Annotated in this window: 10 protein-coding genes; 5 read left to right on the top strand and 5 right to left on the bottom strand. The window is 47.3% G+C overall.

All coding sequences use genetic code 11. The features are described 5' to 3' along the window. Positions 1–335 precede the first annotated feature (335 nt). From B0182_RS00315 to B0182_RS00330, 4 genes are all read right to left on the bottom strand, one after another. Positions 336–2,012 carry a fructose-specific PTS transporter subunit EIIC gene (locus B0182_RS00315; RefSeq protein WP_112742413.1) on the bottom strand — a complete coding sequence of 559 codons (1,677 nt, stop codon included), beginning with the start codon at positions 2,010–2,012 and terminating at the stop codon, positions 336–338. Between the two features lie 398 nt (positions 2,013–2,410). Further along, positions 2,411–3,487: a 1-phosphofructokinase family hexose kinase gene (locus B0182_RS00320; RefSeq protein ID WP_244893619.1), complete on the bottom strand. Its 1,077-nt coding sequence runs from the start codon at positions 3,485–3,487 to the stop codon at positions 2,411–2,413. Continuing rightward, positions 3,393–6,275, bottom strand: coding sequence for a phosphoenolpyruvate--protein phosphotransferase (ptsP, locus tag B0182_RS00325; RefSeq protein ID WP_078273040.1), 2,883 nt, complete (start codon positions 6,273–6,275; stop codon positions 3,393–3,395). The genes B0182_RS00320 and ptsP overlap by 95 nt, the downstream gene beginning before the upstream one ends. Before the next feature lie 514 nt (positions 6,276–6,789). Continuing rightward, a complete protein-coding gene (locus B0182_RS00330; protein ID WP_112742415.1) occupies positions 6,790–7,563 on the bottom strand; it encodes a Nif3-like dinuclear metal center hexameric protein in 774 nt (257 codons plus the stop codon). Positions 7,564–7,951: 388 nt separating this feature from the next. On the opposite strand from B0182_RS00330, the gene xseA reads away from it, so the two are divergent. From xseA to accC, 5 genes are all read left to right on the top strand, one after another. Further along, on the top strand, positions 7,952–9,457 hold the full coding sequence (gene xseA, locus B0182_RS00335; RefSeq protein ID WP_158079579.1) for an exodeoxyribonuclease VII large subunit: 1,506 nt from the start codon (positions 7,952–7,954) through the stop codon (positions 9,455–9,457). 55 nt (positions 9,458–9,512) lie between these two features. After that, positions 9,513–10,457, top strand: a complete 945-nt coding sequence (locus tag B0182_RS00340) for a DMT family transporter (RefSeq protein ID WP_078273043.1) — start codon at positions 9,513–9,515, stop codon at positions 10,455–10,457. A 157-nt stretch (positions 10,458–10,614) separates the two neighbouring features. Continuing rightward, on the top strand, positions 10,615–11,226 hold the full coding sequence (locus B0182_RS00345) for an LOG family protein (RefSeq protein WP_078273044.1): 612 nt from the start codon (positions 10,615–10,617) through the stop codon (positions 11,224–11,226). Between the two features lie 848 nt (positions 11,227–12,074). Further along, complete coding sequence (gene accB / locus B0182_RS00350; protein WP_078273154.1) at positions 12,075–12,503, top strand: acetyl-CoA carboxylase biotin carboxyl carrier protein; 429 nt, start codon at positions 12,075–12,077, stop codon at positions 12,501–12,503. A gap of 10 nt (positions 12,504–12,513) precedes the next feature. Next, positions 12,514–13,857, top strand: coding sequence for an acetyl-CoA carboxylase biotin carboxylase subunit (accC, locus tag B0182_RS00355; RefSeq protein ID WP_078273045.1), 1,344 nt, complete (start codon positions 12,514–12,516; stop codon positions 13,855–13,857). A gap of 58 nt (positions 13,858–13,915) precedes the next feature. On the opposite strand, the gene B0182_RS00360 is transcribed toward accC, so the two are convergent. Next, positions 13,916–14,812: a LysR family transcriptional regulator gene (locus B0182_RS00360; RefSeq protein ID WP_078273046.1), complete on the bottom strand. Its 897-nt coding sequence runs from the start codon at positions 14,810–14,812 to the stop codon at positions 13,916–13,918. Positions 14,813–15,037 lie beyond the last annotated feature (225 nt).

Below are 15,037 nucleotides of genomic sequence, written 5' to 3' on the forward strand. Positions count from 1 at the left end.
AACTTCAACCTTAACTTAACATGATAGTATATTGATTATTGGGTGATTGGTTGTGGATTTATAGGGGCAAATCACATTTGCCCTGTGATAAAGTCTTGATTTTTAGGCGAACAAATTGCCCCTACACGCCCAAATTTTAACACATACACTCTACAAAATAAAAAAGTGCTACGGTTTTTCGTTCGTGGTGAGCTAAGTCGAACCATGACGGAAACCGACCCGCAGGCAAGCTTGTGGCAAACGGTTTTCGTAGTAAAATTCAATTTTGTTAGCTGTATCGTCCGATTTTTCACAATCCCAATAACAAACCCTGCCAACAGACAGGGTTTTTATCATTATGCCACCGCTTTTTGTGGTTCTTTTTGGCGAATAAAGGCATACAGTATACCAGTTACCAGACTACCGACCGTAATGGCCACCAGATACATGAGTGGTTGTGAGACGAACGGTATCACAAACAGTCCGCCATGCGGTGCTTGTAGCCCGATACCAAGCCCCATAGAAATCGCCCCTGCCAATGCCCCACCAACCACAGAGGCGATAATCACACGAGCAGGGTCAGCCGCCACAAAAGGCAATGCCCCTTCTGAGATAAAGCACAGACCTAACACAAAGGACGCTTTACCAGCGTTACGCTGATTGTCATTGAACTTATTTTTGGCAATCCACGTCGCTATCGCCATACCAATGGGCGGCACCATGCCCCCTGCCATTGCCGCCGCAATCGGTGTAAACACCCCTGAGGCAATCATACCCACTGAGAACGTATAAGCTGCCTTATTCACAGGGCCACCCATGTCGGTACACATCATCGCCCCCAAAATCAGCCCCAAGATAATGGCATTGGTGTCATTCATGGTTTTTAGCCACTCGGTTAGGGCGGTCATGAGTGCCGCCACAGGCGGATTAATCGCATAGACCATGAGCAGACCAACGATGAGCGAACCCAATAACGGCAATATCAAAATCGGCTTTAAGGACGTCAAACTGGCAGGTAGTTTGATGACATCATTTAAAAACTTGACCGTATAACCTGCCAAAAAACCAGCAATAATACCGCCTAAAATCCCTGCCCCTGCGGTATTGGCAAGCATACCACCAATCAGACCCACCGCCAAACCGGGGCGGTCAGCGATAGAGTAAGCCACATAGCCGGCAAACACCGCTATCATCAAGGCGAACGCACCACCGCCACCGATGTCCATAAGTGCTTTGGGTAAGCCAAAGGCAATGCTCTCATCTTTAAAGGCTTCCACGCCAAACATAAAGGACATGGCAATGAGCAAACCACCTGCCACCACGAGTGGCAACATATGCGACACGCCTGTCATTAGGTGCTTATACAGCCCCTTTTTCTCATCGCTCTCGCCTGCCGTGCTTGCACTTTGGGTGCCGCCATAGACACTTGCTTGATGAAAGGCTTTGGTAAATTCTTGCTCGGTTTTTTTGAGTGCCAACCCTGTGGACGTGCGGTACATTTTTTTGCCACTAAATTTAGACAAATCCACGTCAATGTCCGCCGCCACAAACACCAAATCCGCCTGTGCCACTTCGTCTGCCGTAATGGCATTACCCACGCCAACCTGCCCACGAGTCTCCACCTTGATGTTCCAGCCCTGTGCTTTGGCATAGTTCTCAATCGCTTCTGCCGACATAAAGGTATGAGCTACCCCTGTCGGACAAGCGGTTACCGCCACGATGTTACGCACCGATGAATTTGCCGACTTTAAAACCGCTTGGTCGGTTTGGGTAGGCGTGAGTAGCGTATTTAAATAATCCACATCGCCAAATTTGGCTGAGTCAAGCTCATGCTGATTTAGATAAATGACCTGCTCGGTGCTGGCTCGTTCATCATCAGTGATGACCACGCTCACACCATGAGCGATGTTTTGGTCTGTGGTAAATTGTGCATCAATGCCATTTTTTTGCAAACTGGCAACCAACTGCTTAGCAATGAGCAAGCCATAAGCAGAATTATCCGCCACACTAATGGCATAAGTTTTGTTTGTCATAGGGTTTGCCTATTTTTCAATTTTTAATTTTAATTTACTTCAATCTCAACTTAAATTTACAAATTATTGATTTTTCAATGATTATTTTTCTGGTTGTAGGGGCGAGTTGCAATTCGCCCTTGATAAATCAATCGCTTATACAAAGTTGAGAACAGGGTTTTAATTTTTAAATTCAATTCAGCCCAAACTTAGGGCATGCCCGCCTTTTGTATTTGCAATGAAAAATGTGAAAAATCGCCCGTTTTTCAAGGAAAAAGTGAAGTTTGATAGTCATTTTATCAAACAAACTTTTGCCTTCGAGCCACAAGATTTAGCCATTTTTCATGCAAAAACATTATTTTATTTCCAAAATATTTCTATATTGTAAATAGTGTTATAAAAGGCAGGCACGCCCTAGATCAAGCCAATTTTTTCACAGCAACTTGCTCAATTAAGTCAGTTAGCACGTCCTGCTCTGGCACTTTAAAGCCAATGATGGAGACCGCATGAGCCGATAAAGCAGTCGCCCTTGCCAATGCCTTGGTTGGCTCATCTTCTCGGAGCAAGCCAAAAATCATACCCGCAGTAAAGGTATCACCCGCCCCCACGGTACTTTTGACAATCATGACAGGCGGTGTCGCCCCATACATCTCACGCCCATTAGGGGTTTGACGTAACCAATGCACGCCTTTTTCGCCCATCGAGATAAAAACATGCTCAATATGGCTATGAATCTCATCAAAGAGTGCCACCTGCTCATCTAGCCCATCGGCACGTATGCCAAAGGCTTCAAACAACTCGTCGTTGTTGGGCTTGATAAGCCACAAGGGATAACGCATGGCGATTTTTAGAGCCTCGCCACTGACATCAACCGCCACTTTGCCATGGATATTTGTCAGCAGAGCAAGCAAATGGTCAAAGTCAGGCAAACCAAAACCCGTCGCCAAACTGCCAGCAATCAGCACCGCATCACAAGCAGGGGCAAGCTCTGCCACCTGATCAAAAAAGTGCAGTTTGTCCGTCTCGGTCACCACAAAGCCCTGACCATTGACATCTGTGGTACGACCGATACCATCGACCACATCGGCAAGTTTAATGTTGGTGCGAGTAATGCCTGCCACTCGCACAAAGCTGTCAGTAACCCAACCTAGATTCTCACTGTGGTTTAGGGCATCACGCTCATCAAAGAGTCGGTTAAAAATACCGTCATTATCACCACCCAAAAACCCTGTGGCAACGGCATTCACGCCCAAATCCGCCAAAATCTGAGCAGCATTTAGACCTTTGCCCGCAGCATCCATCTGACTGGATAAGGCACGATTCACCGCCCCAAGCGTTAGCACATCAAGACTGACCGTCATGTCAATGGCAGGGTTTAGGGTAATACAAAGCACTTGCATATTACACTCCCATCGCCAAAGCACGCACTTCGCCAGCGGTGCGACAGGACAGGGCTTTTTTGGCAAGGTATTGGCAATCGGCAAAGTTAAGCTCACGCACCACTGCCTTGGCAAGGGCGATATTACCTGCCGACATGGACAGCTCGTCCACACCTAGCCCCACCAATATCGGTATGGCTCGCTCATCGCCTGCCAGCTCGCCACACACGCCCACCCACTTGCCGTGAGCATGGGCGTTGGCAACGGTGTTTTGGATAAGTCTAAGTACGCTCGGGTGCAGACTGTCAGCATCCTTTGAGAGCGTAGCATGACCACGGTCAATGGCAAGGGCATACTGAGTCAAGTCGTTGGTGCCAATGCTAAAAAAGTCCACTTCACTGGCAAAAATATCCGCCATGACCGCCGCACTTGGCACTTCTATCATCATACCCACTTGGAGCTTATCATAGGGATAATCGCTCAGCACTTTATCTAGTATCGCTTTGGCATCATGCCACTCTTCTAATCTACCCACCATGGGGAACATGATACGCAAATCACGCCCCTTGGACGCTTTAATCAAGGCGATGAGCTGATTTTCCAATAAAGCAGGCTGTCTTAGGGTCAAGCGAATGCCACGCACCCCCAAAAATGGGTTGTCTTCAAACGGCATGGGCAGATATGGCAACGGTTTATCACCACCGACATCTAAGGTACGCACCACGAGCGGACGACCGTCCAAGGCATCAAACACCTGCGTGTAATCCACCACCTGAGTATCAATGTCAGGCACGCTCTGATGACTCATGAACACAAGCTCGGTACGCAGTAGCCCCACTGCTTCTGCCCCACTCTCTACCGCCATCTTGGTATCGTAGACATTACCCAAATTAACAGCAATCTCCACTTGATGACCGTCTTGGGTGATGGCAGGGTTTAGGGCAGTCTCACTGGCTAGGCGTTTACGCTCCGCCCAACTTGCTTGCTCGGCTTTGGCGACCGCCACCATTTCATCGGTTGGTGCAACCATAAACCAGCCTTGACCGCCATCTATCAGCACCTGCTCGCCATCGTTAATGTCAAGCACGCCCTTACCTGCCCCCACAATCGCAGGAATACCCAACGCTCGGGCGACGATGGCACTGTGCGAACTGGCACCACCCACCGCCGTGAGAATGCCTGCCACTCGTGCAGGGTCTAGGCATGCCACATCAGACGGTAGCAGGTCTTCTTTGATAAGCACATAAGGCTCGGCAGGCTCGGTTGCAACCGCTTGACCTGTTAGCTTGGCAAGCACTTTTTGCCCCACATCTCGCAAATCCGCTGCTCGCTCGGCAAGCAGATGATTGGCAACGCTCGCCTGCACTTTTGCCAACTGCTCAATATGAGCATGCCATGCCGCCGCTGCCGATAGCCCATCATCAATACCGTCTTTTGCCCCGTGTGTGACTTCTTCATCATCAAGCAGAGCCACATGAGCAGTAAAAATCTGAGCAATCGACGCTTTTTTGGCAGTCTGAACAATGACTTTTAGCTCATCTTTGACCGACCCAATCGCCTGTTGCAAGCTCGCCCACTCGCTCGCCTTATCACCCCCTTGGACAGGATAATCAAACCGCACTTGACGTACCACGAATGCTTCGCCATGAGCCAGTCCCGCTGACGCTGACGTGGCGTGTGTGCGTTCGCCTTTGATGATGGCGGTGTTATCGGTCAAGTCAAGCACGGCAGGTTCATGATTTTCTTTACCACTTTCTTGGCTGTTTGCTTGACTATTACTTATCGGTGTTACTTCTTCGCCCAGTCCGTCTTGCACCGCTTGGATAAGCTTGGGTAGATACTCGACCGCATCGGTATTCGGCTCGGCGATGAATGTTAGGCTCTGCCCCCGTGTCGCCCCCAGTGAGAGTAGTTTGGTTAGGCTCTTGGCGGAGACGTATGCTCCATTGTCCACCGCCACTTTTAGCTCGCCTATCACTCCTTTGGCAAGCTCGGATAAGGCAGTGGCAGGGCGTGCGTGCAACCCATGAGCATTGGGCAGTACCACACTTGCCGATTGCCAATGCTCCGCCTTGTCCGCCCCCAAAAATGTCACCAACTCGGGCAGGCTGGCATGTTGTAATTTGCCACCAAACTCTGCCGACAACAGCACATCATACAACGCCAACAGCTTATCTTGATTTACCGTTTGGTTACTGGCGATGACCGCCAATACCCTCATGTCATCATGACCCAGTTTAACCACCTCTTTGGCGACCGCTAAGGCAAAGGCAGGTTCGGCAACCAGTTCATCATGCTCTAAGGTCGCACAGTAGATGGCTTCTGAGAGCTTGGTAAAACTGGGGCGAATGCCTGTGGCAATGACTAATTTACCTTGCTGTTTTAGTAGCGACACCGCTACCCCATACAGCTCATCAGCATCTTTGGCGTTGATGTCAGTTTTGATGAGATTTTCATGAATGCTAAGCGAGCGATTGCCCGTGCCATCCAAGATAGCCAATAGCTCATCGGCACTGGTGGCATGCTTGATACGCTCTTCGATGTCATCGCCCAAGGCTTTGGTTAGCTGTCTTAAAATGGACAAATGCTCATCGGATTTGGCACAAATCCCTACCAACAAATACGCTCGCTCGCCGTCATCATTCCACACCACGCCATCGGCAAAATGCACAAGTCGCACCCCTGTTTGTTGCACAAAAGAGCGTGATTCTGGCGTGCCATGCGGAATGGCAATCCCCTGCCCCAGATAGGTACTGGTCTGTGCTTCACGGGCTTGCAGTCCTGCAAGATAATCGGCAGTCGCCAGTCCGTCTTCGCTCAATATCTTGGCAAGTAGGGATAAGGCTTCGTCTTTATTGGTAGCCTGTGCATTCATACGCACGTCAGTGGCGGTAAGATTTAACATAGATTTCCTTATAAGATAAAGGATAATTTAAAATATTGTTTAGGGCGTGTTGAACATTGATAACATTATTTATTAAAATGATGAAAATTTAACGCTTTTATCAATTTTTGCATGAAAAATGGCTAAATCTTGTGGCTCGAAGTCAAAAACTTGTCTGATAGAAAACTCACAGCCTCAAGTTTTTTCCCTTGAAAAACGGGCGATTTTTCCTATTTTTCATGGCAAATACCAATATTCAACACGCCCTAATAAATTTTAAAAATTTTTACAATACAAACAAAAATCGGCTAATTTTACCATTATTTTTTAAAAAATAATACCAAAAAAGACAAGCCAAATGAGATACTTTTGCAAATGTTGTTTTTACTTTAATTCCAACTTAAAATGGTAGATAATTGATAATTATGTCATTTTTGGGTTGTAGGGACAAATCCCATTTGCCCTTGATAAATCAATCCGTTATATGGCGTTGTAAATGGGGCATTTTTTAAAAACATCATTGGCAAATATCCATTTAAACAGGATTATCAATATCCACAAAAACCACATCAAGCCCAAGCACGTCCACCAAATGCTCGCCCAACGCCTTGACACCGCCCCGCTCGGTTGCGTGATGACCCGCCCCAAAGTAATCCACGCCCAGTTCTCGTGCCAAATGCGTGGTACGCTCGGACGCTTCCCCCGAGATAAACGCCTGACAACCCATGGCATAAGCTTGGGTTATCATGTCTTGGGCGCCGCCTGTGCATAGGGCGATTTTGGTTAGGGTGCGGTTAGGGTCATCGCTGATGTGCAGGGGCATGCGTCCCAACACTTGCTCAATTTTTTTGGCAAAATCGGCAGATGTCGTGGGCGGACACGTGGCAAAATTGCCCACAGGGTGTTTTTCATGGGGGTATAACGCCCCTGTGATGGTCAAGCCAAGCTCATCGGCAAGCACTGCATTATTGCCGATGACAGGGTGAGCATCAAGGGGCAGATGATAGGCGATGAGCGAAATGTTGTGTTGGAGCAGAGTGCGAATGCGTTTGCCTTTCATGCCGATCAGTGGGGCAGGCTCGCCTTTCCAAAAATAGCCATGATGTACCAATATCGCTTGGGCGTTTAGCTCTATCGCCTTATCTATCAAGGCTTGGCAAGCGGTAACGCCGGTGATGACTTTACTAATGGGCGTATCGGCATCGACTTGCAGACCGTTGGGGCAATAGTCGTTAAATTCGCTTGCTTGTAGGTATTCATCGCAAAATTTTGCTAAGTTGGTGGGGGTAATTGGGGTGTTTTTGCTCATGGTGTGCCTTTGTGCGTTACTCATTTAAAATCATTCAAAGTTTTTGCTATGTTACGTTATTTATGGCATTTTGGCAATTTTAAATTAAAACCTGCCCCTTTGCCATCATCAGCATTCATAAATCATCAAAAATCTGTTACAATCTTAGGGCGTGCCAAACATTAATAGCATTTTTATAAATACGATAAATTTACCGTTTTAATTAGGGCATGTTGAACATTTATAACACAATTTAATATTTAGAAATATTGCAGTAATAAAATGATGTTTTTGCATGAAAAACGGGCGATTTTTCTCATTTTTCATGGCAAATACCAACATTCAACACGCTCCAGTGTTATTTTGCCCTTTTAAATGCTTTTTACCTTTTTACTTTAAAACAGCCACCATGAACCACAAAGCCATTTTGACCACCCTAGACCAAAACCTAGACAGACTAGCACAAACCCAAAACAGTACCAACATCAATGCCCTACACCAAGCCATCGCCGATGAGATGAATGGCGTATCTGATGAGCCGACATTGGCAGGGGTGCAGTTATCGCTCAGTAGCTACCTAGAAGCGGTGAAACTGGTCATCAGCGATACCTTTGACCATGAAGTGTGGATACAAGCAGAACTGCGAGCGGTCAATACCAAGGGCGGGCATTATTATTTTGAGCTTGCCGAAAAGGACGACAACGGCAACATCATCGCCAGTGCTCGGGCGACGTTGTGGCGATATCGGGCAAATGCGGTTATCGGCAAATTCACCCATGAGACAGGCAAACCGCTCTCGGCAGGACTGGCGGTGCTGATAAAAGGTTCGGCAAGTTTTCATCCGCAGTATGGGTTTAGCATTAACATAAGCGACATCGACCCCACCTACACCCTCGGGGCGTTGGCTCAGGCTTATAGCGCCATGCTAAAACGCCTACATGACGAAGGACTGACCGCCCTAAATAAAGCCCTGCCCACCCCCTTTGACATCCGTCACGTCATCGTCATCGCCCCCGAGCAGGCGGCAGGGTTGGGCGATTTTCGCGCCGAAGCGGACAGATTGGCACAGACAGGGGCGTGCCAGTTTTATTATCATCACGCCACGTTTCAGGGCAATCACGCCCCAAGCGAGATAAGAACAGCCATCACACACGCCATCGGTGAGTTTTATGCCAGCCATGCCCATCATGCCGACCTGCTCGTCATCATCCGTGGGGGCGGAGCGGTGGGCGATTTGGCGTATCTTAATGACTATGAGTTGTCGGCATTGGTTGCCGAATCGCCCATGCCTGTGTGGGTCGGTATCGGGCATGAGCGTGATAAGGTACTGCTTGATGAAGTGGCACACACTCGCTTTGACACGCCATCTAAGGTCATCTTAGCCATCGAAAACCATTTGGTCGCCATGGTCGCCCTTGCCAAAGGCGCCATGATCACCATCAGTGACATCAGTCGCACTCGCCTGCACCATGCCAAAGAGCAAAGCCATCTTGCCATGAAAAGCGTCCATCATGGGGCAAGCCAAACTCTAAAACTTGCCAAAAAAGACAGCGACTTTTTGTTAAGCACGCTAAGCAGTCATGCCAAATACCGCACCCACACACTCTCATCAACCATCAGCGACCTGCTCGCCCGTCAGCACAAAACCGCTCACGAACACATCAAGCACGCTCGCCAAACCACCGCTCACACCCTATCTCAGCACAAGGCACTACTACCCCGCTTATCCGCCTTGCGTGATAAAACTCGCCACTTACAAAGCATGATTTTGGTGCAACACCCTGCCCGCACCCTAACCAAAGGCTACGCACTCATCCATCAAGACGGGCATGTCATTGGCTCATCGAACGCCATCAAACAAGGTAAGATTGACATCGAATTTCATGACGGGCGTGTCAAGGCTGTGGTAAAATAGGCAGTTTTTGTATCGCCCGTTTGTCCACCCATCTATCCATCACTTGGTAGTGTTCATGACCCATTTACGCCAGCTGTTTTGTCAGCTATCGCCCACCGCCCAAGGCTACGTTTGTATCGTACTGACCATGCTAGTGTGGGGCAGTTTTAGCTTGCTTGCTCGCCTAAACGCCAGTTGGGGCATTTTGGCATGGGACATCATCGCAGTGCGTTTTGGCGTGTCGGCGGGGCTACTTTTGCCCATACTCATCTATCGACAAAATACGGCGTTTTTGTGGCAACCCAAAGCCGTCATCTTAGCACTGTTTGGCGGGGTCGGTTATAGCTCGCTTGTGTACAGTGCTTTTTTGCTTGCCCCTGTGGTGCATGGGGCGGTGTTTTTAAATGGCATGATACCTGTCGCCACCGCCCTACTCATGCTCCTACTGCTCAAAAAACGCCCCGACCACGACACCAAAATCGCACTCATCCTTATCATCATCACACTCACACTCATGACCGCTCTCATGCTCATCAAGGGCTTGTCCTTTGGCGTGGGCGATGTACTGTTTGTCATCTGTGCCTGCTGTTGGGCAGGTTATGGTATCATGCTAAAAGAATGGGGATTTAGCGCATGGCAAGTCATGTGTAGCACCGCCATCTGGTCGGCGATACTCTACCTGCCCATCTATGGCGTGCTACTGTATCTGGGCGTGGGCGGTTTGGGCTTTGGTGGCGTATCTTTGTCGCATGCCATCATCCAAGGGGCGTTTCATAGCGTCATGGTGATGATATTTGCCACGATGACGTATTCGCTGGCGGTGGAGCGACTTGGGGCATTTTTCGCTGGCGGACTTGCCAGTCTTGCCCCATTTATCTCAGCCTTACTTGCCGTGCCACTCTTGGGCGAACCCCTAAACAGTGTCATGGTGCTAGGACTCATCGGCATGGGGCTTGGTACAGTACAGCCATGGCGTTATGTGGGCGTGCTAAAAAATCGTTTGTTCAAATCATCTAGATAAACCATACCACCCAAGCCATCATTGATTTTTTATCAAAGTTTTGTTAAATTAGGGTATTTATTGTTTTGACAAAATGTTTTATAAATGTCATTTGAATTTTTTTGTAACAACGCCCACAAATTACCTTGATAAATAAGTAAAAATATAGCGAGTTTTTATGTCTGCCATCAAGCTAAATAACATCACCGTCTATTGTGGTTCTAACTTTGGTGAGATTCCCGATTATTATCATCACGCCCAAATCCTAGGCGAACGCCTTGCCCATCATAATATCCGCCTTATCTATGGCGGGGGCAATGTCGGACTCATGGGAACGCTTGCCGACAGCACGTTGTCGCATGGCGGGGAAGTCATTGGCGTGATTCCTACCTTTTTAAAACAAAAAGAAGTCGCCCATCTGGGACTGACCGAACTCATCGAAACCCCCGACATGGTCACTCGCAAAACCAAGCTCATCGAACTGGCGGACGGCTTTATCGCCATGGCAGGCGGTTTGGGGACGTATGAAGAGCTGTTTGAAGTGCTGTCCATCACTCAGCTTAATCTCATCTGCAAACCCATCGGTTTATTAAATGTCGCTCATTTCTTTGATCCGCTACTTGACATGCTCGCCAAGACTGCTAAGAGCGGATTTATGCCCAAAGAGAATTTACAGCTTTTGTGCATCGCCGACAACAGCGAAGAGTTACTGCACAAAATGGCAAATTTTAAATTCATTGACGCTCCTAAATGGGTCAGACCAGCGTGGCTTGATGAGATTGTTTCTTGATGTTGTGTGATACTGGCTGAATGTGGGCTGTTGATTTAAAACTGTTATTTGCAATTAAAGACATATTCTAAATTTAAACGTGTAAGAACAAATCATATTTATCCAAAAATCAAGACGTTACATAGGGCAAATTGCAATTTGACCCTACAAAACCTGTCCAAAAGCATGTGCAATGATGTATGAACACAAAACCAGCATCCCCTACAAGCCCAATCCCAATCTATAAAGAAAAATTTTAAAGGGCATTCATCAACAATCGAATCATTAAAAACGGTTAAAAACGATTAAAAATTAGGGCGTGCCTGCCTTTTGTATTTGCAATGAAAAAGGAGGAAAATCGCACGTTTTTCAAGGAAAAACAAAGGCTATGAGTTTTCTATCAGACAAGTTTTTATTATGAAAAACATCCGACCACTTAATCTGATAAATCTTAAGATTTTAACTTAATTTTAAAAATTAAGTGGTCGGATAGCCATTTTTCATGCAAAAACGATTAGTTTTTTCTAAAATATTTCCAAATTGTAAATAGTGTTATAAAGGGTGGGCACGCCCTAACCAAATCTTATCTTTATTTTGCCCAATTTACCCCATTTTGTAAAAAATTTGCCCAAAATAGCAAAAAATACTTGCAAAATATTCGTACGTATGTACACTATGCACCTGATGATAACACAAATTTTTGCGTTAGCGATTTTAACAATAACGCCGATGATTGCCACTAGGCGATTTTGAAAAAATTTGTTACAATAAACTTTTACATTTTATAAGGTGACGGCATGGGCATTCTAAAAAACACCCAAAAACCAACTTCCCAATCCACAAAAACACAGACGGCAACGAATGCTACCATTGACATCGCTCAGATTCGTGAGTTGATTGAACTCATGGAAGAAAAAGATTTGGCAAACCTAGAACTGGGCAACGATGACAGCTATGTTCATCTGACCCGTAACGTGGCGGTGCAAACCGTTGCCGTCCCCCAAGCCGTCATTTCATCAAATAGCACCCCTGCTGTCGCCCCCACACCCAAAGCCCCAAGCGGTAAGGTTGAGACATCACCCATGGTTGGGGTATTTTACTCCGCCCCTAGTCCGAACGACCCACCTTTTGTCAAAGTCGGTCAAAAAGTAGAAGCAGGCGACCAGCTTGGTATCATCGAAGCCATGAAAATCATGAACCCCCTAGAAGCCACCCAAAGCGGTATCATTGAAGAGATTTTGGTGTCTAACGCTGACGTGGTGCAGTTTGGGCAACCTGTCATTCGCTACAAAGCCTAACGGGTGAGTTATGATTAAGAAGTTATTGATTGCCAACCGTGGCGAGATTGCCCTGCGTATCGTACGTGCGTGCAAACAGCTTGGCATACAGACGGTAGGCGTGTATTCATCGGCGGACAAGGATTTGATGCACCTGCGGTTTTGTGATGAAGCGGTCTGCATTGGCGATGCCCCATCCACCCAAAGCTATCTGTCCATCCCTGCCATCTTGACCGCTGCCGAGATAACGGGGGCGGATGCCATTCACCCTGGTTATGGCTTTTTGTCCGAGAATGCCGACTTTGCCGAGCAGGTCGAAGAAGCAGGGCTGACTTTTGTAGGCCCCCACCCTGACCACATCCGCCTGATGGGTAACAAGGTCTCTGCCATCAATGCCATGAAACAAGCAGGCGTACCCACTGTCCCTGGCTCAGTCGGTGCCATCACCCTACACAATGCCGAAGAGCAAGCTCGTGCCATCGGCTTTCCACTCATCGTCAAAGCGGCAGCTGGCGGGGGCGGTCGTGGCATGCGTGTGGTCGAGCGTTTTGAAGAGCTTATCAATCAAGTCCAAGCCGCCAAAACCGAAGCCAAAAACGCCTTTGGCGATGATACGGTCTATATGGAGCGGTTTTTGAAAAACCCACGCCACGTAGAAGTCCAAGTCCTAGGCGATGGCAATGGCAACGCCCTACATCTGTTTGACCGTGACTGCTCACTCCAACGTCGCCACCAAAAGGTGCTAGAAGAAGCCCCTGCCCCTGGCATTCCTGATGACATCAAACAGCCGATTTTAGATGCGTGCGTGCGTGCGTGCGAACAAATCGGCTATCGTGGGGCGGGGACGTTTGAGTTTTTGTATGAAAATGAGCAGTTTTTCTTTATCGAGATGAATACTCGTGTGCAAGTTGAGCACCCTGTGACCGAGATGATTACGGGTATTGATATCATTGTCGAACAACTTAAAATCGCCGCAGGTTATGGTCTGTCCTATCATCAAGATGAGATTACCATTCACGGTCATGCCATGGAATGCCGTATCAATGCCGAAGACCCCAAGACCTTTATGCCCTGCCCTGGTCGCATTGACAATCTATTCGCCCCAAGCGGTTCTGGCGTGCGTTTTGACAGTCATCTGTATCAAGGGTACAGCATTCCTAGCTACTATGACTCGATGATTGGTAAGCTCATCTGCCACGCCCAAACTCGCAAACAGGTCGTACAAAAAATGCTCCATGCCCTAGATGAACTCATCATCGAAGGCATTAAGACCAATACTGCCTTGCACCGTGATGTGATATTGCAAGATGAAACCTTTACCGAAGAAGCCCAAAACATTCATTATTTGGAAAATCATTTATTAAAGAGCAACTAACTCATCACTTTTTAACAAACCAATAAAGAACCTTGGCTCTCACCAAGGTTCTTTATTATTACGCCTGATTCTCTTCACTCTGCACATCTTTAATGCCTAACATATCAAGTAAGGCATCTGTGCCTGAGGAGCGAGTTAGGTTAGGATTAATAACCAACCCCAAATGCCGTTGTAATTCGATGTTTTCTTTCAAATCAATCTTTACCAAATCTTGATTAATGAGTGTCTCAGGTAGCACCGACCAGCCCAGTCCCACAGACACGAGCATACGGATGGATTCTAACGGATTGGTACTCATGGTGGCAAAGGGGCGTAGGTTGTGCTTATTAAACTCAGCCAAGGTAATCTGACTGGTAAAAGTATTCGCCGCAGGCAAAATCGAAGGATGACGTGCCAGTTGCAAGAGACTCACGGACGACTGCTGTGCCAATGGGCTTAGTACCCCCGTGACAAAATACAGTGGGTCAGACCACAGCGTATGATACGCCAGTCGTCTGTCAAAAGTCGGGGGTAAGGTCAAAAATGCCAATGCCACATCGCCTTCTAGCACCGCCTTGTGTGCCGTCTCGCTGTCCATGAACTGCACTTCTAACTGAACAGACGGATAGGTTTGGATAAACTGCTTTAAGACAGGGGGCAAGTGGTGCAGTCCGATATGATGACTGGTGCCGATGACCAGTCGCCCCGTCGCCACTTCCTTTGAGTAAAGCAGACTGGCTTTACAGCTTTCATAGTCTTCAAGCCATTTTTTAGCGTAGGGCAGTAGCTCATGAGCCGATGCCGTGGGGATAATGCCACGCCCGATGGTGTCAAACAGTGCCGTGCCAAACTCATCTTCTAAGCTCTTAATCCGCTTGGAAACGGCAGGCTGGGTAATAAACAGTTTCTCGGCAGCACCTGAGATACTGCCAGTTTGCATGACGGTGATGAACGTGGATAAATTGGTGGTATTCATGTCGCACTCCTGCGTAAATGATTATCGTATTATGACAAAGTTGTCAGTACAATATTATACCAAATTTTTGGGGATTGGTAATAACTTTATTTACTTTTGGTTATGTTTTTTAAAAAATAAATAAGACAAAATGATTAAAATATTAGTTTAAGCGGTTTTCTAATAAATGTCTCACATCTGTCTTACTCCCATTAAATTGTGATACAATATTAGGGCGTGCCTGCC

It is taken from the genome of Moraxella bovis, assembly GCF_002014975.1.
GTDB lineage: Bacteria > Pseudomonadota > Gammaproteobacteria > Pseudomonadales > Moraxellaceae > Moraxella > Moraxella bovis.

Excerpts from the sequence above, each read along its gene's own strand:
- B0182_RS00315 (WP_112742413.1), bottom strand. The coding sequence starts at position 2,012 with ATGACAAACAAAACTTATGCCATTAGTGTGGCGGATAATTCTGCTTAT.
- ptsP (WP_078273040.1), bottom strand. The coding sequence starts at position 6,275 with ATGTTAAATCTTACCGCCACTGACGTGCGTATGAATGCACAGGCTACC.
- B0182_RS00330 (WP_112742415.1), bottom strand. The coding sequence starts at position 7,563 with ATGAGCAAAAACACCCCAATTACCCCCACCAACTTAGCAAAATTTTGC.
- xseA (WP_158079579.1), top strand. The coding sequence starts at position 7,952 with ATGAACCACAAAGCCATTTTGACCACCCTAGACCAAAACCTAGACAGA.
- B0182_RS00340 (WP_078273043.1), top strand. The coding sequence starts at position 9,513 with ATGACCCATTTACGCCAGCTGTTTTGTCAGCTATCGCCCACCGCCCAA.
- B0182_RS00345 (WP_078273044.1), top strand. The coding sequence starts at position 10,615 with ATGTCTGCCATCAAGCTAAATAACATCACCGTCTATTGTGGTTCTAAC.
- accC (WP_078273045.1), top strand. The coding sequence starts at position 12,514 with ATGATTAAGAAGTTATTGATTGCCAACCGTGGCGAGATTGCCCTGCGT.
- B0182_RS00360 (WP_078273046.1), bottom strand. The coding sequence starts at position 14,812 with ATGAATACCACCAATTTATCCACGTTCATCACCGTCATGCAAACTGGC.